Origin of the sequence: Bacillus massilinigeriensis, assembly GCF_900111815.1 — a bacterium.
GTDB classification, from domain to species: Bacteria; Bacillota; Bacilli; order Bacillales; family Cytobacillaceae; genus Mesobacillus_C; species Mesobacillus_C mediterraneensis.
The window spans coordinates 1-21036 of sequence record NZ_LT630014.1 but is presented as its reverse complement, the minus strand read 5'-3'; the positions used below and the strand labels follow the sequence as shown (position 1 = coordinate 21036).

Here is a 21036-nt window from a genome sequence, read left to right as displayed (position 1 = left end):
GGATGTGGAATGGGTAAGGCAGAGAGTAATGCTGGTAAGGATGGCTCAGAAGCGAGTAATCGTCCCAAAGGAATGATGTCGGATGAAGAGTTTACTAGTAAATTCGTTGATTCTACTAGGGAAATCGATGAAGATTATTATTTGTTCAGTTCAAATATTGGCAAGTATACAATGTTATTTCCTAAAGGGGCTAAAATTTCACCCATTGGTTATGAAAAGAGTGGGAATGAATTTGAAGCTTTTAACTTTGGAGAAGCTCGACAGTCGGAAAACACATCTATTTATTGGGATATAACATACAAAGATCAATTAGTAACAAAAGATGTAGATATTAATTTAAATATTATATCAAATCGTTTGGGATATAAAGGAGATTTTGAGAAATTTAGTCTAAACGGAAAAACGTATTATTATGGAAAAAAAGTGAAAAATATAGAAGGTCAAGATTATTATTCATATTTTGCTTATGTCCAGAATGATAAGGATAATAGAGCAATATTTTATATTATGAAAACTACTAGTATAGATGCAAGCAAGCCCTTTAAAGATCAAAAGATGGTTGAAGAAAAAGCAATGCGCCTAATAAAATCTGTTGAATTTGTAAATTAGCTTCTTACTAAAGGGTGAAATATTAAAATGAGTAATGAAGGACTTTTGAATACTAACATTTTAATGGCAAGGATTGCGGAATTAGAATATGGAAAAAAAGAAGCCATTAACGAAACAATAATAAAAAGAATTTATTTTGAAGAAACTGGAAGAGTGTATGATGGTGAAATAAAGGTATATCATTCAAATCTCTCAGAGTTGCAAAAAGGTAATGATTCAGGGTTTGATGGCTCGGTCATACATTTTTATGATCCGGAAAAAGGTATCAATCAATCTTATACTATCCCTAGAGGCACTGAGGGTGGTGAAAAAGAAGATTGGGGTTATAACCTTAATGGGATATATGAGGGACAAGTGAAAGGTCAATATAATGATCTTACAGTCTTTGATCAAGTTATAACTAAGAAGATTGAAGAAGACGTAAAAAGGTATAATAAAAATAATAATATAACAAAAGAAATTCCTTTAATAAAGCGCGGATTTGGTCATTCCTTGGGTGGGAATCATATTCAAGTATTGCAATTAACTACAGGCGAATTTTCTGAAGTTTATGCGTTAAATGATGCTTCTCCCACTAGTTATCAAATGATGAAAGTAGATTTGGAGTTTAGGGATGCAGTAACTAATCATTTTAAGGTGAATTACAATAATAACGATGCGATATATTCCATCTCTCCCGCTGATCTCAAGGCTTTTGCTGAGGATTATTATCGGGAAAGAGGAAAAAATATTCATCATCTGACATCAGAAGAGGATATGCTTTATGCGATTTCCGGTATTAGGGGGTTTATTAACCTGGGAACGCGTGAGATATATGATACCGACCCTAACTTTGAAGGTATAGGCGAAATGGTTAGCCGCCTTTCTGATGAGGACTTGCGGGATTTGCAGATTTTCATGGCTCAGTTTGCACCTGCTTATGAGGAAGGCGGGGTTGATGGGCTTCTTCGGGCGATGACGGGTTATGATAAGAGTTTCGAATTGTTGCTTGATGATATGAAGAGCGACTGGGAGAAGTTCAAGGATTCACCGAAGTGGATCAAGTTAGATGGGGTTTCGCTATCGCTGCCATCCTATTTAGGCGGCGGGGAAATTCCGGTGTACTGGCCGAATGTTCCGCATGAGTTGTTTGGTTTTTTAGGTGATTTTGCAGGGCGTCTTGGGGAGATGGCTGCAAAGATCAAGACGCTGATGGAAATACTCCCGACAGCTCTCAGAATTGCTAATTCGCTCCTGTCTGTGGTAGGAGAGGAAATTTTGAAAGAAGTTACGGCCACCGTAGACCACTTGAAAAACATCGCGAAAATCATCAAGAATGTTTCAGATTCTGTTTTTTCTGTTGATGGTAGCATTAACCCGGCAAAAATGCTGGTGGCTGCGATGAATCTGATGAATGCGGGGAAAGCGATTTCTGCAGAGTGGGATGGAGTTCTCGAAAGCGTAGAGCGGATGAAGAAGGCCCCGGGCGAGTTCAAGGAAGACATCGATAAAGCAGTTCATGCACATGGAGTTACTGCGCTTGCGAGCGGAATCGCTCAAAAAGAAAAGCTCAACCGATATTATAAAGGCAATGATATGATTTTATTCAAAGATGCTAAGGGCGGGAGTGGGAAGCGGATCGAAGTCAACCTCTCTTCAGCTGTCAGGCTGTACCAGATTGGCCTTGTAAAATACGAGGAACAAAAGGGTATTTTGAAAACGCTTCGGGCAATGTATGAGGATGAATACTTGGATGATTACAGCAAGCGCAAACAAAATTTACTGAATAGCATCAGTTATATGGAGAGCAATCCTAGGGCATTCCGCCATCTTGTACAAGTAGATGGTGCTACTATTACAAGAATAAATGTCCATGAAAATATTCTGCCGTTAGATTCTTCTTTTAGTGAAACTTTTGAAGAACTGTTCCATTATTTGCAGGAAGAATTTAATGAGGGCACGAAGCTTTTACATAAAATTAGGTCGTCTATCGAAAACTTGTTTTCCGAAGAGCAGAATATCGCGGCGGTTTTTAATTACCGTCCATCATAAAAACGGGAGGCAGCAATGGTAGAAATCAACAAGAATCATGATTTTTTTCCCTATGAAGATTTGTCTGGAAAGGCAAGTCCTTTCAAGCGTGAATTAGACAGAATGATGGAAGCTGCAGAGGAAATGAGTAAATTAATAGAGAGCGAATTGAAAACGAGCCATGGCGAAACTGTTGAGACGATTAAAACGGAATTAGAGGGAAATCAAAAAAAATTCAAGGGAATTCTTCATGACCATCATTCCCTAATGACTACGCTCGCTGATCGCTATAGTTATAGGGTTAATGAAATGCGGACGCAAAATATTACGATTCATTATGAAGAAAAGGAAGCATCTATAAAAGAAAACGTGTGAATAAAGGGGGAGTTTTATTCGCGTCATGAGCCTATTAACCTATTTACACGGTGAATAAATATGGTAGTTTCCTAACTGGTTTATAGACTCTTTGGCGGAGGAAGATAGTTTTATAGGACGTTTTTCCTCTTTTTCCACAATTTTAGGGTTTTTAATTGAAATTTTAGGTCTTTCTTTTTACAATAAAGGTAATTTCAGGGAAAGGGAGAGATATTTATGGCAGGAAATATTCGCGTTACACCACAAGAACTAGAAGCTATGTCAGGCCGTTATGCACAAGAAGCTAATGAAGTAGAACTACAAGTTGGTCGTTTAAACGGTATGATTCAACACCTTGAGGGAGTCTGGGAAGGTGAAGCAAGCAGAGCGTTTGCAGATCAATACGAAGCTTTGAAACCTTCTATTCTTGATATGAGAAGATTGTTGGAGGATATTTCTCAGCAGTTGAAAAAGACATCCAACGCTCTCCAAGAAGCAGATGCTCAAATCGCAAGCCAAATCCGCGGCTAAGCGTGATTGTAAAAATGAAACAGAGGAGCGCCTTTCTCTCAAGACGAAGGCGCTCCTTCGTCATGTAAATCGTGGGGTGAAACAATTTGTATATAGAAGTGACAGTGGATTTGAAGCATTACAATGGGGAACAATTTGACCTTCGATTATCCAATTACCACTCCGTCAAAAAAGTGATCGATATCATTTGGCAGGCCAGGTCCATTTCCGTGCAGCCTAGGGAAGGGCAGTGGATTCGGGTTCCCAATAAGCGAATGGTGCTGTCTGGCAATGATAAGCTGGTGGACTGCGGCATCGCGACAGGAGACCGCCTAGAAATTTTGTGAAGGAGCCAGGAATAATGTCTGAACAAAAGCAAAATTACCTTGAGCAGCAGCTAGAAGCCGTCATAGAGAAAGAAGGCAACAACTTCACGCTCACCTTCCAAAAAGGGAAAATCAAGCTGGATGATGCTGCTGAACTGGAAATGCTGAAGGAAATCGATCCTTCTATTCGAAAAACGATCACTTCCACCGAGGATGAAGTGATTCTCCAAATCCAAACACCGCCCAATTATATTCCTTACAATGCCCTGAAAACAAAGGACGAAATGAGCAGATGGATTTTTGCTGCTCAGCTTGTTAAGAAAGTAAGGGACCATGTTCTCACAAGGCTGCACCTTTTTGTCAGTCCTGAAAACATCATCATCGATCAAAGTATGACCCCTTATTTTCTTCATTATGGCGTGAAGGAGAGTCTTCCGCCCTATGAGAATGAGCGGGACCGATTCTGGAGCGAGACGAAAGCCGCAGTAGCAGCTGCGGTGGATAGTAAATATGGCTTTACTCAATATCTTCACTTTCATTCTACATTAGAGATATCGCCGTTGACGAAGTCCATCATGGCTGCTCAAAACGAAAACGAGCTGCTGGAAATCATCAGGGAGAACATCAACCTTCTTGAGGAAAAAGAAAAAACATTGGTCCATATTCCGAAAAAGAAATGGAAGATGACCCGCTATATCGGCATCGGGCTCCTAGCATTGTTCGTTCCGGCATTTATTTATGCTATTTATACCCTTGTCTTTGCCCAGCCTAAACATGCTGCTTTCATGGACAGTCAGGAACATTTCCTCGAAAGCGAGTACAGCGACGTTGTCAACCAGCTAGATAAATACGATATCGATGACATGCCAAAGGTTGTCCAATACGAGCTTGCATTATCGTACATTATCGTTGCGGACAAGCTTACAGATGAGCAGAAGGAATATATTCGCAACACGGTCAGCCTTCAGTCTGATCCACTGTACTATCGCTATTGGATTTTGCTTGGCCGCGGCAACGCGAAGGAAGCTGTCGATATTGCGAGAACGCTTGAAGACAGATTCCTTATTGCCTATGGGCTTGTGCAGTACAGCTCGGAAATCAAGGCCGATGAAAAAATGAAGGGCGAAGAGAAGCAGCAGAAGCTCGAGGACATCAACGCCGAACTGAAGGAATATGAAGAAGAGCTAAAAGCGAAGAAGGAAGAAGAGGCGGAACTGGAAGCGAAAGAATCAGAAGAGAAGCCGGCGCAAGAGGAGAAGGTCGAGGGCGGCAAAACAGATGACGCAAAAATCGAAGCTCCTGGCGAAAGTGAGCCTGTAAAAGAGGACAAGCCAGCCTCTGATTCCGCACCAAAGAAGGAAGAGGGAGCAAAGACCGAAGCTCCACCTGCCCAAAACTAACAAGGGAGTGAGACAATGGGCATTTTATGGCTTTTTCATAACGACTACTACCAGAAGCTTCCCTTGGAAGAAAAAATGCCGCATCCAATCACGATTGGGCGGGACTATTCGGATACGCTTACTGCCATGTCTTTTCCTTTTACAGGAGGAAAGCTGGAGATTAGTTTTAGCAATGATGAAAGAAAAATCAAGCAGCAAGGAAACTTGCTTGGCAGTCTGGCAGCTGGAAGTCCTTTTGTTCTGAAAGACGGCGAAGCTTCGCTTATGCTTACTTTTACACCTGAAGAGTCAGAACGGAAAACGTATTATATCGGGTCTTTAGCGGAAGTTATTTTTTCCGGAAAAAGCGGGCACTTCACGAAGCCTTCCGGAGAGGAAGAAGGCAGCTTCGCCTTGCTGAAGGCTGGAGAGAAGTGGGTGGTAAGTCCTGAAGGCAGTTCGATCTACCTCAATGGCGTCAAGCTGACAGGGCAGGCAGAGCTGCAGGTAGGCGATATTTTGCTTTGGCCTTTTATGGAAATCCGAATGCTCGAGGAAGATTTGCTGGAAGTCGTCTCTTCTGGTGAGTATGTGACAAGCCTCTTGGAAGCGAAGCAGCCGAAATCCGAGATGAGCAAAATGTACCCGCTGTACCGGCGGACACCTCGAATGATTTATGAACTTCCTGATGACAAGGTATCGCTGGCATTTCCGTCACAGGAAAGTGACGACAATAACAGGGGTCTTTGGCTGATCATTTTGCCGCCGCTAATGATGCTGATTGTAATGGGAATTGTATCATTAGTCAGTCCGCGCGGGATTTTCATCATTGTCTCGATGGTAATGTTCATAACGACGCTAGTCACTTCGACAGTGCAATACTTCAAGGACAGAAGCATCCAGAAGAAGAGAAAAGAACGCCGCAGGGTTGTGTACACCCGTTATCTCGAGGTCAAGCGGCAGGAGCTGCATGATTTGGCGGAGAAACAGCGCCACTTCCTGACATTCCACTTCCCTTCATTTGAACGGATGAAGTATTTGACTGCGGAAATTTCGGACAGGCTATGGGAGCGCACCCCGGAAAGCAATGACTTTCTTGAATTCAGGTTAGGTAAAGGGAAAGTCCCTTCAAGCTATCATATCAACCTAAATTCTTCCGATATGTCGAATCGTGAAATTGACGATTTGCTTGAGCAATCGCAGGAAATGGAGCGGGTGTACCGCGAAATTGACGACGTCCCTGTGATTGCGAACCTTTCAAAAGGGGCTGTAGGGCTCATAGGAAAGCCTTCCGTTGTGAAAAAAGAGCTGCATCAGATTGTCGGGCAGCTCAGCTTTTTCCATAGCTATCATGATGTTCGGTTTGTTTTCGTTTTCGACGAGAAGGAATATCCAGAATGGGAATGGATGAAATGGCTTCCGCATTTCCAAATGCCGCACGCGCATGCAAGGGGTTTGATTTATAACGAACAAACGCGTGACCAGCTGCTTTCGTCCATTTATGAAATCATCCGGGATCGCGATATTCAAGAGGATAAGGAAAAGATACGCTATTCACCGCATCTTATTTTCATCGTAACGAACCAGCAGCTGATTGCGGACCATGTCATTCTGGAATATCTTGAGGGAAATCATGCCGAGCTTGGCATTTCGGTTATTTTTGCTGCAGAAGCAAAGGAAAGCCTTGCGGATAATATTAACACGTTAGTCCGCTATATCAATGACAATGAAGGCGATATTCTCATCGAACAGAAAAAGGCTGTCCAGAAGCCATTCAAGCTCGACAGGCATTCGCACAAAGGAAACGAGGATTTCGCAAGGATGCTCCGGACGCTCGACCATCAGGTTGGAATGACAAACTCGATTCCGACAAGCGTTTCTTTCTTGGGAATGTTAGATGCGAAGGAAGTATCCGATTTACCGATTATGGAAAACTGGCAAACGCGGGAATCCTCCAAATCGCTTGCTGTGCCGATCGGCTTGAAGGGAAAGAACGATCTCGTTGAACTGAACCTTCATGAAAAGGCACACGGACCGCACGGTTTGCTTGCGGGTACGACCGGTTCCGGTAAGAGTGAATTTTTGCAGACATATATTTTGTCACTTGCGGTGCATTTCCATCCGCACGAGGTTGCTTTCCTGTTGATTGACTATAAGGGCGGCGGCATGGCGCAGCCGTTCAAAGAGATGCCGCATTTGCTCGGGACGATAACGAACATTGAGGGTAGCAAGAACTTCTCCGAACGGGCACTAGCATCGATCAAAAGTGAACTGAAGCGGCGCCAGCGGCTGTTCGACCAATATACTGTCAATCATATTAACGACTACACCGATTTATACAAGCAAGGGCTAGCGGAAGAACCGCTGCCGCATTTATTTTTAATATCTGATGAATTTGCGGAATTAAAGAGTGAAGAACCTGAATTCATTCGCGAACTTGTCAGTGCGGCCCGCATCGGGCGGAGCCTCGGGGTCCACCTTATCCTTGCAACGCAGAAGCCTGGCGGCGTTATCGATAACCAGATTTGGAGTAACGCCCGCTTTAAGGTCGCTTTGAAGGTGCAGGATGCGGAGGACAGCCGGGAGATTCTGAAAAACAGTGATGCAGCAAATATTACTGTCACTGGACGGGGCTATCTCCAAGTCGGCAACAATGAAGTGTACGAGCTGTTCCAATCTGCATGGAGCGGAGCACCTTACATGGAAGAAAATTATGAAGCGGAAGACGAAGTCGCGATTGTCACTGACCTCGGCCTTATTCCGTTGTCGGAGGTAGGTTCAAGGGAGCGCAAGAAGTCCCAGAAAGTGACGCACATCGAAGCGGTTGTCGACGAAATCGAAGCAGTGCAGGCAAGAATGGGCATCAAGAAGCTCCGCAGTCCATGGCTGCCGCCGCTTCCGGCAAGGCTTTTCCGCTCTGCTTTTGCCAATGAAGAGAAAGAAGAAATCCTCATCGGTATGATTGACGAGCCGGAAAAACAGAGCCAGACTCCGATCACGTATACGGTGATGGAAGACGGGAACCTTGGGATTTTCGGCTCCTCAGGCTATGGAAAATCATATACCGCCATGTCGCTTCTCCTGGGCATCGCAGAAAAATATTCACCAGAAGAAGCTCATTATTACATCATGGATTTCGGAAACGGCTCGCTTCTCCCGCTGAGGCAGCTGCCGCATACTGCCGATTACTTCCTGATGGATGAAGAGCGGAAGATCGAAAAGTTCATGCGTCTCTTGAAAGAGGAGATTGCGAGAAGAAAACAGCAGCTTCAGCGGAAGGAAGTCTCGAGCATTAAGATGTACAATGCGCTCAGTGAAACAAAGCTTCCGCTTATCTTTATTACGATTGACAATTTCGATCTTGTAAAAGAAGAGATGATGGATCTCGAAAGCCAGATTAATCAGCTTGCAAGGGATGGCCAGTCGCTTGGCATTTATATGATTTTTACCGCGACAAGAGCAAACTCTGTCAGACAGAACTTGATGAACAACTTGAAGACGAAGATAAGCCATTACTTGCTTGATTCGTCCGAGGCCTATTCGATTCTTGGCACAAAAGCGCCATTTGAGCTTGAGCCCATGCCGGGAAGAGCCATCCTGAAGAAGGAGCAAGCCTTCTTCGCTCAAGTATTCCTTCCTGTCGAAGGCAAGGACGATTATGAATTGAATGATAACCTCAAGGCAGAAGTAGAGCTATTGAAGCAAAAGTATGCTGGCTGCAAGGAGCCGATTCCAGTTCCAATGCTTCCGACCGAACTCAATACAGCGAGCTTTGTCCGCTATACTGGCGGGGTTTCGGAGCAGGGTGTCATTCCGATTGGTCTCGACGAGGAAACGGTTCAGCCAGTATCCATCGATTTTGTCAGGGCAAAGCACTTGATTGTTGCAGGGCAGGGGCAAAAAGGAAAGACAAACCTCTTGAAGGTTGTGCTTAATACGGCGATGGAACAGGGAACTGACATGATTGCGGTATTTGATGCGATTGACAGAGGATTGGCGTCATACGCTTCCGAACCGCGGATTGCTTATGTAGAGACAAAAGAACAAATCACAGAATGGCTGGATGCTGCTGAGACGCAGCTGGCAGAGAGAGAAAAAATCTATCTCGAAAGCTTGCAGCATGGCGGAAATCTGACAGGAATGCTGCCTATCCTCTTTGTGATTGACGGCTATGCGAGATTCCTCCAGCAGCTTGACAGCATTCTGCAGGAGAGGGTTGCGAAGCTGATGCGCAACTACAGTCACCTTGGCTTCAATATGGTCGTTGCAGGCAATCATAGCGAGCTGTCGAAAGGCTATGATTCTCTGACATCGGAAATCAAGCAAATTCGCCAAGCAGCAGTTCTGATGAAAAAATCAGAGCAAACCTTGTTCACGCTTTCTTACAGTCGGAAAGAGGACGATATTCACCCAGGCTTTGGCTATTACGTGCTGAACGGAAAAGAAACAAAAATCCAAATTCCGCTTTCAGCAACGGAAAGGAAGGTTCACTCATGACGGCAAAAACTGCATATTTGTTGAAATTAGTCGCGGCCGTTATTTTAATCATTGTCACTCCTGCCGCCTTTTTCCGGACGGTGGGGCATAATCCGATGGAAGTGAAGCAAAATTCCACGAGAACCATCGCGGTTGTCAATGAAGACATTGGAACGAATGTGGAGACGGAGGCCCTCACTTTTGGGCGCGAAGTCGTTCCGCTTTTAGAAAAAGAGTCCGATTATAAATGGACTGTCCTCAGCCGAAGCGCTGCGGAAAATGGAATGAAGAACATGAAGTACGATGCGGTTATGTATATTCCATCTGATTTTTCCAGGAAGATTATGACATATGATGAGCAGCGGCCGCTGAGAGCTGACTTTGGTTTCAAGGTTCAAGATCAGCTGACATCGATTAATAAAGAAAGAGCCATCAGGGAAGTGGAGCGTGCGACCAACCGGGTCAACCAAAAGATGGCATCGCTTTACTGGAGCTATGTTGCTGCTGATATGGACAACGTAAAGGAAGAGTTTGACGAAATCCTTGAAAAGGAAGTCGCTTTCCAAAATACGATGATTGCATTCTATAAGCCTAGCTCGAAAAACCTTGCTGCAGAGCTTGAACAGCAGAGGAAGATGCTTGATGGCATCCGTTCGGATATCGTTCAGACGGGCGGGGAGGCTCCAAGCAGGACAAGCAGTGTCAAACGGCTTGAGCAAAATCTGACATCGTTCATCGAATATGTTGATGCTTACCGTATCTATCAGGATAAGCAGCAAGAGCTTCTCGGGAAGATTCAGGATGAGAGTCTTGCGGCGATAGGGAAAGCAACAGCGAATCAAGGCATAATGATGGACAGCGCAAAAGGTATGTTTGTGGAAAAGACGGACAGTGTCGCGCTTGGCATGGCTGGCGTGATGGAAAAGCTGCAAAAGAATATTGATGATAATACACAAAATGTTGCTGACTTGAAGGCCAACAGGCTGAATCGCTTCCAGGAGCAGACGAATGGAATGACGCCGATTCAGCTTGGCTACATGGACGAATATAAGAAAGCGTTGGATTCTGCGACGTTGGATATGCTGCAAGACAGTATGGCGGATCTTCGTCCAGAGCTTGGCGGAGATGGTACAACACCTGGTGAGCCTGGAGAACCAGGAGAACCAGGAGAACCAGGAGAACCAGGAGAACCAGGAGAACCAGGGAATCCTGGTGAGCCGGGAGACTCGGGAGATCCAGGAAAGCCAGAAGAGCCGGGGAATCCTAGTGAGCCTGGCAATCCGAATGAACCGGGAGCGGGTAAACCTGGGAGCATTGATGCCGCACCGATCAAGCCGCCGGTGAAAGAGCCTAGTACCATGACTCCTGGGACAGTCCCATCCCTTGATGAAGCGAAGAAACAGGCGGCTGTGGCAAGAGAGAATGCTGCTAACCTGAGGAATCTGCTTGCAACTGTACTGGGAACGCTGCCTGAAGGAGAAAAGAAAATAGCGGAAGAACTGTTAGCGAGCATTGATAACAGCATCGCTGCGCTCGATGGGGAGCTGAATAATAAACAGGCAGAAGCAGCTGCTCTTGGGGGCAATGCAACTGAACTGCATACGAATTATTCTGCGCTCTATGAATATAACAATAAGCTTGAAGCAGTATACCGCTCCCTTGTGAATCAGTATGGCGAGCTGGGTAAAGAGAAAGCTGATTTGGAAGGGAAAAACGGCGAGTTGACTGATAAGGTCGGGGAGCTGAATGGTAAGGTTGGGGAGTTGAATGATAAAGTCGGTAAATTTACCGAAAATGTCGATGAACTGATTGCCCGTATTCCTGAAAAAGAAGCAGAAATCCTTGAATCGGAAGCAATGTCCGGCGAAAGGAAAGATGTAATCACCGGATTAAGCACCCAAGTCATTGAAAGCAGGGATTTGAAGAAAATCACCGATTATTATTCTTATCTCGTACATTATAAATCTACATTAGACAGCATGCTGAAAGATCATACCCTGCAAAAAGATAAGGCATTGCAAAATGAAATCTTGCTTCAAGATTTGAATAGCATTCTTTCGATCAAGGAAGATGAAACAAGCATTTGGGACAAGTTTGGCGCAGACCTTCCTACTACAAAAGAAGGAATGAGCATGCTGAATGACCAGTTTACGATTTTTATGGCAGATTATAAGAAAACAATCGATGAATCCCAGAATGGTATCATGAATGACCTTTCTTCCATCGAGGAGACAGCAACGAAAGTTTTGAAGCAAATCCAAAACCCTGAATCGACTGCTCCAGAGCCAAACCAGGGGGCGGATGAATCTGCGGTAGTTTCTGATCAAATGTCCGTTGGTCAAGATTTGCTGATGCTGAATGACTGGATGTCTTCTCTTGGGGAAAACCAGGATTCAGTCGTCGATTACACTAACACGCTCGAAAACAAGGTGAAGAGCGTCCAGAATGATGCCGATGCATTGAATAATAAATGGGCAACCAATGTTGCGACGACAAAGGAAATCAGAAATGATGTGTTCAATGTTCTTGGCAATACGATTGTAGACGGACAGAACAATGGCTATGTTTACGAATATCTATCGAATCCGCTCAATGTGAATGGCGTTGCAGGAGTTAAGGATGAAGTTAAAAAGATTCCTCCTGTCGTCATCCTTGTTATCGTGCTAATCAGCAGTCTCTTAATCGGTTATTTCAGCCATTACTTCTCGAAAGCTCCGCTGCTTGTGCAGGGGTCCATGTTCGTGCTGCTGAACTTGATTGTTGGTTTGATTATCAGCCTTTTCGGCTTGAATATTTACGATCTTGGCGAAGAGAGATCTGTGGAATGGTCTATTTTCACTATCCTGCTCTTAACGACAGGTTCGACTCTCGTCCGCGCAGGATTTGCGATTGGCAACTTTGTCGGATGGATTGCAAGCGTTGCGCTTGTTCTGTTCTTCGTAAGCCCGTTACTTGCGTTGACGGTTCCGAACCTGGATTACAATGATCCGATGTCGGAAGTATACATGTCCATCCAGTATGGGGCTCAGTCTTTATTCCCGGGAGCTGCAATCGCACTTGGATCACTGATTGTCCTTCTTGCGGCTATTCCGTTTGCGGTTTCTGCAATCCGGAATTCCGGGAAGGATGTTGGAAGTGACCAGGTGAATGAAGCGTAATTACACGTTCACTCTGCTCCTGTTCTTTGTATTCCTTATGCTCAGTCCTGCTCTCACGGCGAGGGCTGAGCCGGGAATTGAAGACTTAACGCCAAATGAATATAAAAAAAGAGAATTTAAGAAGAATACCGACCTACTGCACGAAAAGTCTTTGACGGAGAAAGCGGTAAAAAGGCCAGGGCTGCAGCCGGGGCTAGATCTAGTAGAGCCTGGCGGAGACTCGTATGAGGACGTTCTCGCAAGCCTATTTACCGGAAGTGCTAAAGAGAACAATTCCATTGCTGCGAAAGCCAAACAGCTCCGTTTGTTTTCGAAAGATGGCAGGGAGGCATTAGCAGAGGGAAGAGACAAAATACGGGATGAGCAAATGAAGATTGTCTTTTCGCTAAAGCCTAATGAGGATCCTCATAAGGAAGTGCGAAAAACCCTTTTTGTCGATGACGGTTTGGAGAACAATATGATCGCAGCGAAGGCAAAAGAATTGAAGCTGTTTTCGGGCGATCAAGCCATGCTGCTCTTTGCTGAAGAGGAAAAAGAAAAAGCAGGACTTGGCAACAAAGGGGTCATCATCACAATCTCGGTGATCTTGCTGCTGCTGATCATCGTCCTGTTTGCCCTTCTAATCCCGAAAATGATTCCAGAAGAAACAAAAAAATAATGCAACAAAGAACGGTGCCTGACCCCCGGTGCGTTAACGCGTTAACGCACCGGGGGTCAGGCACCGTTTTTATGGGGAAGCTCACGAAAGTTGAAGAAAAAAAGCTGGTGCTTGACCGGAAATTTGTTATACTGGTACAATGACCATGAATTAAAATGACAGAAATTCCTTCGTATATACTCGATAATATGGATCGAAAGTTTCTACCAGATCACCGCAAATGATTTGACTATGAAGGCAGATTTTTTCAGTGTTTACAGACTAGAATTCTGCTTCTTTTGAAAAGATAAAGGGGAATTCTGGTTTTTTTATAGGTTAATTTTGAGGATGAGGTGACTTTTGTTGAAGAGTGAATTGCAGGATCAGGAAATCATTGTCGTATTGGACTTTGGCAGTCAGTACAATCAGCTTATCACAAGAAGGATCAGGGAGTTAGGCGTTTACAGCGAACTGCATCCGCATACTATCACAGCAGAAGAAATCAAAAAAATGAATCCAAAGGGAATCATTTTTTCCGGAGGCCCGAACAGTGTTTATGGAGAGGATGCATTCCGCTGTGACGAGAAAATTTTTGAATTGGGACTTCCGATTTTCGGTATTTGCTACGGCATGCAGCTTATGACAATGCATTTCGGCGGCAAGGTGGAGCGTGCGAAGAACCGTGAATACGGGAAAGCGCTGTTAACACTCCAGAATGAAAGCAAGTTATTTGGCGAAACACCATCTGAGCAGACGGTCTGGATGAGCCATGGCGACCTTGTCACTGGAGCACCAGAAGGCTTTACAGTCGATGGAACGAATCCATCTTGCCCGATTGCGGCAATGAGCGATGAAAGCCGCGGCCTCTATGCAGTCCAATTCCATCCGGAGGTCCGCCATTCCGTCTACGGAAACGACATTCTGAAAAACTTTGTATTCAGCGTCTGCGGCTGCAAAGGCGACTGGTCAATGGAGAACTTCATTGAGGTTGAACTTGAGAAGATTCGCCAGGAAGTCGGCGACAAGAAAGTGCTTTGCGCGCTAAGCGGCGGTGTTGATTCTTCCGTTGTTGCTGTTTTGATTCATAAAGCCATTGGCGACCAGCTGACATGTATTTTCGTTGACCATGGCCTGCTTCGCAAAGACGAAGCGGAAGGCGTTATGAAGACATTCGCAGAAGGCTTCAATATGAATGTAATCAAAGTGGATGCGAAAGATCGCTTCCTCAGCAAGCTTGAAGGCGTTAGCGATCCTGAACAAAAGCGGAAAATCATCGGCAACGAATTCATCTATGTGTTTGATGATGAAGCGGTAAAGCTGGAAGGAATCGATTTCCTTGCACAAGGTACGCTTTATACAGACATTATCGAAAGCGGTACAGCGACTGCTCAAACAATCAAGTCGCACCATAATGTCGGCGGGCTTCCTGAGGACATGCAGTTCAAGCTCATTGAGCCATTGAACACATTGTTTAAGGATGAGGTTCGCGCGCTTGGAACCGAGCTTGGCATTCCAGACGAAATCGTTTGGCGCCAGCCATTCCCTGGTCCGGGTCTTGGTATCCGTGTCCTTGGAGCAATTTCGGAGGAAAAGCTTGAAATCGTCCGTGAATCAGATGCGATTCTTAGGGATGAAATTAAGAAAGCCGGCCTTGACCGCGACATTTGGCAATACTTCACGGTCCTTCCTGACATTCGAAGCGTTGGTGTCATGGGCGATGCGCGTACTTATGACTACACAATCGGCATCCGTGCCGTTACGTCCATTGACGGCATGACTTCCGACTGGGCAAGAATTCCTTGGGATGTTCTTGAAGTCATCTCGACGAGAATTGTCAACGAAGTTGACCACGTTAACCGCGTCGTGTATGACATTACGAGCAAGCCGCCAGCAACTATTGAGTGGGAATAAAGAAAAAGCCATAGGCCGCCATTTTCCGGCCCTATGGCTTTTTTTAAAATCCTGCGTCATACAATAAAAACGAACGTTAAGTAGTTATACTTCAATAACGTTCGTTTTTTCGTTGACTAAGGCCGAAAGTCCTGCTAAAATTAAGAGGAAATTAGTAGGATATCACAAATCGTCGTATAATATTGGGGATATGGCCCAAGAGTTTCTACCAGGCTGCCGTAAAGAGTCTGACTACGCTAATTGTGAATTGAACGGGTAATCTTTCATTCATTGATCAGAAATTTCTCCCGGTTCCATTTACATCAACGTGTAGGCGAGACTGCTTGATGCGGTATTCCCGAATGACGGACGATATAAATGGATTTGGAGGAAAATATAATGAAGAAATTTTTCAGGTTTGAAGAGCTTGGTACAAGCTACCGCCGCGAATTTATCGGCGGAATGACAACCTTCCTCGCGATGGCGTATATCTTGGTCGTCAACCCTATCACGCTAACCCTTGCGGATGTCAAGGATTTGCCTGATGCTCTCCGTATGGATTACGGCGCAGTCTTCGTTGCAACCGCTCTTGCGGCTGCTCTAGGCTCTATCATCATGGGTCTCATCGGAAAGTATCCGATCGCCCTTGCTCCTGGCATGGGTCTCAATGCATTCTTCGCTTACACGGTCGTCCTTGGCAATGGTGCTCCATGGCAGCATGCCCTCGGTGCCGTTTTCATTTCCAGTGTTTTCTTTTTGCTTTTAACTATTTCCGGATTGCGCGAGAAAATCATCAATGCTATTCCAGTGGAACTAAAACATGCTGTTGGTGCGGGTATTGGTCTTTTCATCACTTTCATCGGGTTGAAAAATGCGGGCATCATCGTCAGCAACCCAGCGACATTTGTTGGACTTGGCCATCTTGGAGAGCCAAACACGCTGTTGGCGATATTCGGCATTGTCATTACGATCATCATGATGACTAGAGGCTGGAACGGTGCGGTGTTCTTCGGAATGATCCTTACGGTGATCGCGGGCATGATGTTCAACTTGATTGATGTTCCAGACAAAGTGGTAGGTGCGGTACCGAGCCTTGAACCAACTTTCGGCGCTGTATTCTCTTCATTTGGCGACAGTTCCTTCTACACATCAACAATGCTCGGTATCGTGTTAACCTTCTTGTTCGTAGACTTTTTCGACAACGCTGGTACGCTTGTGGCAGTAGCCAACCAGGCTGGATTAATGAAAGACAACAAGCTTCCGAACGCAGGCAGAGCGCTTTTCGCTGATTCTATTGCGTCATTGGCAGGATCTGTCCTTGGTACATCAACAACAACTTCCTATATTGAATCATCTGCAGGTGTTGCATCCGGAGCAAGAACGGGATTTGCGGCCCTTGTAACTGCAGGATTCTTCCTGTTGTCCTTATTTTTCTTCCCAGTCCTTTCGGTCGTAACAGCGCCGGTAACGGCTCCTGCACTGATTATTGTTGGAGTGCTGATGGTTTCTTCGCTTGGAAAAATCGACTGGAGCCGCTTTGAAATTGCTGTGCCGTCTTTCTTGACGATGATTGCAATGCCGCTTTCCTACAGCATTGCAACAGGGATTGCAGCAGGATTCATCTTTTATCCTGTGACGATGATTGTAAAAGGGCGCAGGAAAGAAGTACATCCAATTATGTACGTATTCTTCGTCATTTTCGTCCTCTACTTCATGTTTCTGACAGAGTAGTGATTGTAATACAGAGGCTGTAACCATGACCGCCTAAAACGTGTTATCGTACTTATAGGGCCGTGCAAAATCAGAGATACTGCATTTTGCACGGCCCCTTCCTATGTCTGATAAAACTTCAGCTTATTCCTGCCCCAGGACTTCGCTTTCCTCGGGGCGTGCGGACGCTCCTCGGCCGCTTTTGCATCCTGTGGGTCTCACCTGTCCCGCCTGATCCCAAGGAGTCTTCGTTCCTTCCCCCGCACTGCCTTTTTTGACTCCCAAAAGTGAAATTGACTTACAGCAAGCGCTCTTATAAGATGATGGTGATGCTCTTATTGGGAAAAGCGGGGAATGGATATGGCGAACATGATGATCAATAAAGTATTAAATAATAATGTGCTGATTGCGACGCATGCGGAATATGGAGAAGTTGTACTGATCGGCAAGGGTCTAGGTTTCGGGAAGAAACGAGGAGAAAGCTTTGATGCTGCAGCAGCTGAGAAGGTATTCGTTTTGAAAAACGAGAAGGTACAGGAAAATTACATCAAACTCCTTCCTTATCTGGAGGATGAACTACAGCGTGTCATTATCTCTGCAATCGACTTAATTAAAACAAGGGCTGGCGTTTCATTGAATGAACATATTCACGTTGCTTTGACGGACCACTTGATGTTCGCGGTAAACCGGATGGCAAAAGGAATGGAGATAAGGAATCCATTTCTTGTTGAGACGAAAGCACTTTATCCAAAGGAATACGGTATTGCAAAGGAAGTAATATCACTCTTCGCGGAACGCGGTGTTGTGCACCTTCCTGAAGGAGAAGCAGGCTTTATCGCTCTGCATATCCACAGTGCCTTGACGAATATAGAGTTATCGGAAATCAATCAGCACTCCCAGTTGATTTCTCTGTTGATCAATTGTGTGGAGGAGCAGCTTGATATCAACATCGATAAGAACAGCGTTGATTATATGAGGCTCGTCAGGCACCTGAGATTTGCCATCGAAAGGGTGAAAAATGGCGAAAAAGTGGAGGAACCAGAAAAAATTACATCACTATTGAAAGAGGAATACCCACTGTGCTATAATCTGTCCTGGAAGCTCATTAAGGTCATGCAACAGCAATTGAAGCAACCTGTATTTGCAGCTGAAGCTGTCTATCTGACAATGCATCTTCAACGGCTTCAGAAAAAAATAAAATAACGGCATCATCTTTTTTACGTGTTACTGATTCGATCAGGCATGAGTAGGGAAGATAACCATAGTGTAAGGAAGGATATATTCTCCTTTTGGAGGGTATATTATTTCCGATGTTACATGGTTATTATTCTTGCTCATGCCTTTTTTATTTAGCTGTTTACAAAGGCTTATTCGTTCTCTAGGCTGTTTTTGCAAACGCTTAATGAGTAAAAAAATCCACCAGGAGGTAATGGGAATGTTTAAAAAGATTTTTGGCGTCCTGCAAAAAGTCGGTAGAGCACTTATGCTTCCAGTCGCCTTGCTGCCTGCAGCTGGTATTCTGCTTGCTATAGGTGCTGCGCTGAGGAATCCTGCACTTTTAGATTTGGCTCCTTTCCTTGACAATAGCGGTGTTGACATGGTTGCAGCTGTCATGCAGAGGGCCGGTGAAATCGTATTTGGCAACCTGCCGCTCTTGTTCGCAGTCGGCGTTGCGGTCGGCCTCGCAGGCGGGGAAGGTACTGCTGCACTTGCTGCTATCATTGGTTATATGATCATGAACGTAACGATGGGAACAGTGCTTGGCATTGACGCAAAAGATGTAAATGGTCTGAACTATGCCAATATCTTAGGTGTTCCAACACTTCAAACAGGCGTGTTCGGCGGTATCATCGTAGGTATCATCGCAGCGGCACTCTACAATAAATTTTATGAAATCGAGCTCCCTTCTTATTTAGGCTTCTTCGCAGGTAAGCGCTTCGTTCCGATAATAACGGCAGCTACAGCAGTATTATTAGGCCTTTTCATGATGGTAATTTGGCCTCCAATCCAAAATGGGCTTAACGCTTTCTCGCAAAACATGGTTCACGCAAACCTGACGTTGTCAGCATTTGTTTTCGGTGTCATTGAACGTTCGCTTATCCCGTTTGGCTTGCACCATATCTTCTATTCTCCATTCTGGTATGAGTTTGGAGAATATGTCACAAAAGCCGGCGATGTTGTTCGCGGTGATCAGACAATCTTCATGAAGCAGATTGGGGATAATGTTCAAAAACTTACTGCTGGTACTTTCATGACTGGTAAATTCCCATTCATGATGTTCGGCCTTCCGGCAGCAGCACTTGCCATTTATCACGAAGCTCGCCCTGAAAGGAAAGCTGTGGTAGGAGGTTTGATGGGTTCCGCTGCACTGACATCCTTCCTTACGGGAATCACCGAACCAATTGAGTTCTCCTTCTTGTTCGTAGCTCCAGTTCTATTTGGTATCCACGCTGTCTTTGCAGGTTTATCCTTTATGACGATGCACTTGCTTCATGTAAAAATAGGGATGACTTTCTCCGGAGGCTTAATCGACTACATTCTGTTCGGTTTGATTAACCCGCAGACAAACGCATGGCTTGTCATTCCAGTAGGTCTTGTATTCGCTTTGATCTATTATTTTGGCTTCCGCTTTGCAATCCGGAAATTTAACCTGATGACTCCGGGACGTGAAAAAACAGAAGAAAGTGAGGAAGACAACACAGCTGCAAAAGGCGGTGATCTTCCATACAATATTCTTGAAGCAATGGGCGGGCAAAGTAACATTGAGCACCTCGATGCCTGCATTACACGTCTAAGGGTTGCGGTGAAGGATATCAGCGAGGTGGACAAGAATGAATTGAAGAAACTGGGTGCGGCAGGCGTCCTTGAAGTCGGAAATAACATTCAAGCAATCTTCGGACCTCGTTCCGAAACAATCAAAGGGCAGATGAAAGACATCATGAGCGGTAAAAAGCCGCGACCTGTTGAAACAAAGCCATCCGAAGAAATCGAGCAGCAGATTGAAGAAATAAATCCAGAAGCTTTGCGTACGGAAAATCGTGAAGAAGAAACAATCGTATCACCGTTGAAAGGAGAAATCGTTCCAATCACGGAAGTTCCTGATGCTGTTTTCTCCGGAAAAATGATGGGAGATGGATTTGCGGTCATTCCGTCAGAGGGCATCGTCGTTTCCCCGGTTAACGGGAAAATAATTAATTTATTCCCGACAAAGCACGCAATCGGACTCCTTTCAGACGGAGGCCGCGAAATCCTGATACATGTCGGGATTGACACAGTGAACTTGAAAGGTCAGGGCTTCGAAACGCTTGTCGAAGAGAATCAGCAGGTTAAGCAGGGAGAGCCTCTCTTGAAAGCGGATCTAGATTATATAGGAAAGAACGCAACATCCACGATTACGCCAATCGTCTTCACGAACCTTGGTGAGGGTGAAGTAGTTGAACTGAAAAAGCAAGGTGCTGTTGAACTTGCTGAGGAAAATATCCTTACTTTATAATGGTTAAGTATAATGCAGACGAGCTCGATTTCCATCGAGTTCGTCTGCAATCCAGTTTCTCGCTGGTTTCATGCAGGCTTCAATCTTAGAGCCTGCTTAATTTATTTCAAAAAACTATTGACGCTATTCATAGGCGATGGTATTATAGATGAACAGTCGCGAAAAGAGATTACACTATCGCACTGTTAAATACGAAGTAAAACAAAAAACTTTTTTAAAAAGTTATTGACTCTGTTTTGCTAGTATGGTATATTATTAAAGTCGCTTCGGCGGATGAAACGAAAATTGCTCTTTGAAAACTAAACAAACAAGCATCAACAAACAATAATATGATGGTCACTGACCATCAGCCAACGTTTTATTTGATGAGCTAATCACTCACTCTTTTATGGAGAGTTTGATCCTGGCTCAGGACGAACGCTGGCGGCGTGCCTAATACATGCAAGTCGAGCGGACAGAAGGGAGCTTGCTCCCGGAAGTCAGC

At 44.8% G+C, this 21036-nt stretch carries 13 protein-coding genes, 1 rRNA gene and 2 riboswitches; all 14 genes read left to right on the top strand.

All coding sequences use genetic code 11. The features are described 5' to 3' along the window. Positions 1 to 9: 9 nt before the first annotated feature. Complete coding sequence (locus tag BQ5796_RS16025) at positions 10 to 609, top strand: hypothetical protein (protein ID WP_071461382.1); 600 nt, start codon at positions 10 to 12, stop codon at positions 607 to 609. A gap of 27 nt (positions 610 to 636) precedes the next feature. Then, complete coding sequence (locus BQ5796_RS16020) at positions 637 to 2640, top strand: DUF6792 domain-containing protein (protein WP_071461381.1); 2004 nt, start codon at positions 637 to 639, stop codon at positions 2638 to 2640. Between the two features lie 15 nt (positions 2641 to 2655). After that, complete coding sequence (locus tag BQ5796_RS16015) at positions 2656 to 2994, top strand: hypothetical protein (RefSeq protein ID WP_071461380.1); 339 nt, start codon at positions 2656 to 2658, stop codon at positions 2992 to 2994. Positions 2995 to 3210: 216 nt separating this feature from the next. After that, positions 3211 to 3504, top strand: a complete 294-nt coding sequence (locus BQ5796_RS16010) for a WXG100 family type VII secretion target (protein ID WP_071461379.1) — start codon at positions 3211 to 3213, stop codon at positions 3502 to 3504. Positions 3505 to 3590: 86 nt separating this feature from the next. Beyond that, positions 3591 to 3830 carry an ESX secretion system protein YukD gene (yukD, locus tag BQ5796_RS16005; protein WP_071461378.1) on the top strand — a complete coding sequence of 80 codons (240 nt, stop codon included), beginning with the start codon at positions 3591 to 3593 and terminating at the stop codon, positions 3828 to 3830. 14 nt (positions 3831 to 3844) lie between these two features. Next, a complete protein-coding gene (essB, locus tag BQ5796_RS16000; RefSeq protein WP_071461377.1) occupies positions 3845 to 5209 on the top strand; it encodes a type VII secretion protein EssB in 1365 nt (454 codons plus the stop codon). 15 nt (positions 5210 to 5224) lie between these two features. Next, positions 5225 to 9685: a type VII secretion protein EssC gene (essC, locus tag BQ5796_RS15995; RefSeq protein WP_071461376.1), complete on the top strand. Its 4461-nt coding sequence runs from the start codon at positions 5225 to 5227 to the stop codon at positions 9683 to 9685. Continuing rightward, on the top strand, positions 9682 to 12822 hold the full coding sequence (gene esaA, locus BQ5796_RS18315) for a type VII secretion protein EsaA (protein ID WP_071461375.1): 3141 nt from the start codon (positions 9682 to 9684) through the stop codon (positions 12820 to 12822). Before essC ends, esaA begins: the two co-directional genes overlap by 4 nt. Next, positions 12812 to 13480, top strand: a complete 669-nt coding sequence (locus BQ5796_RS15985) for a type VII secretion EssA family protein (protein WP_071461374.1) — start codon at positions 12812 to 12814, stop codon at positions 13478 to 13480. The genes esaA and BQ5796_RS15985 overlap by 11 nt, the downstream gene beginning before the upstream one ends. A gap of 150 nt (positions 13481 to 13630) precedes the next feature. Continuing rightward, a riboswitch (purine riboswitch) is annotated at positions 13631 to 13732 on the top strand. Between the two features lie 102 nt (positions 13733 to 13834). After that, positions 13835 to 15370: a glutamine-hydrolyzing GMP synthase gene (gene guaA / locus BQ5796_RS15980; protein ID WP_428839324.1), complete on the top strand. Its 1536-nt coding sequence runs from the start codon at positions 13835 to 13837 to the stop codon at positions 15368 to 15370. A gap of 152 nt (positions 15371 to 15522) precedes the next feature. Then, positions 15523 to 15624: riboswitch (purine riboswitch) on the top strand. 124 nt (positions 15625 to 15748) lie between these two features. Then, positions 15749 to 17080: an NCS2 family permease gene (locus BQ5796_RS15975; RefSeq protein WP_071461372.1), complete on the top strand. Its 1332-nt coding sequence runs from the start codon at positions 15749 to 15751 to the stop codon at positions 17078 to 17080. A gap of 339 nt (positions 17081 to 17419) precedes the next feature. Then, positions 17420 to 18262, top strand: coding sequence for a glucose PTS transporter transcription antiterminator GlcT (gene glcT, locus BQ5796_RS15970; RefSeq protein ID WP_071461371.1), 843 nt, complete (start codon positions 17420 to 17422; stop codon positions 18260 to 18262). A gap of 232 nt (positions 18263 to 18494) precedes the next feature. Further along, positions 18495 to 20552, top strand: coding sequence for a glucose-specific PTS transporter subunit IIBC (gene ptsG, locus BQ5796_RS15965; RefSeq protein ID WP_071461370.1), 2058 nt, complete (start codon positions 18495 to 18497; stop codon positions 20550 to 20552). Positions 20553 to 20937: 385 nt separating this feature from the next. Next, a 16S ribosomal RNA gene (locus BQ5796_RS15960) occupies positions 20938 to 21036 on the top strand; the annotation flags it as partial.

What these genes read in the sequence shown, in the direction of transcription:
- BQ5796_RS16020 (WP_071461381.1), top strand. Translation starts at nt 637, where the DNA reads ATGAGTAATGAAGGACTTTTGAATACTAACATTTTAATGGCAAGGATT.
- BQ5796_RS16025 (WP_071461382.1), top strand. Translation starts at nt 10, where the DNA reads ATGGGTAAGGCAGAGAGTAATGCTGGTAAGGATGGCTCAGAAGCGAGT.
- glcT (WP_071461371.1), top strand. Translation starts at nt 17,420, where the DNA reads ATGGCGAACATGATGATCAATAAAGTATTAAATAATAATGTGCTGATT.
- esaA (WP_071461375.1), top strand. Translation starts at nt 9,682, where the DNA reads ATGACGGCAAAAACTGCATATTTGTTGAAATTAGTCGCGGCCGTTATT.
- BQ5796_RS16015 (WP_071461380.1), top strand. Translation starts at nt 2,656, where the DNA reads ATGGTAGAAATCAACAAGAATCATGATTTTTTTCCCTATGAAGATTTG.
- BQ5796_RS16010 (WP_071461379.1), top strand. Translation starts at nt 3,211, where the DNA reads ATGGCAGGAAATATTCGCGTTACACCACAAGAACTAGAAGCTATGTCA.
- essC (WP_071461376.1), top strand. Translation starts at nt 5,225, where the DNA reads ATGGGCATTTTATGGCTTTTTCATAACGACTACTACCAGAAGCTTCCC.
- BQ5796_RS15975 (WP_071461372.1), top strand. Translation starts at nt 15,749, where the DNA reads ATGAAGAAATTTTTCAGGTTTGAAGAGCTTGGTACAAGCTACCGCCGC.
- BQ5796_RS15985 (WP_071461374.1), top strand. Translation starts at nt 12,812, where the DNA reads ATGAAGCGTAATTACACGTTCACTCTGCTCCTGTTCTTTGTATTCCTT.
- essB (WP_071461377.1), top strand. Translation starts at nt 3,845, where the DNA reads ATGTCTGAACAAAAGCAAAATTACCTTGAGCAGCAGCTAGAAGCCGTC.
- ptsG (WP_071461370.1), top strand. Translation starts at nt 18,495, where the DNA reads ATGTTTAAAAAGATTTTTGGCGTCCTGCAAAAAGTCGGTAGAGCACTT.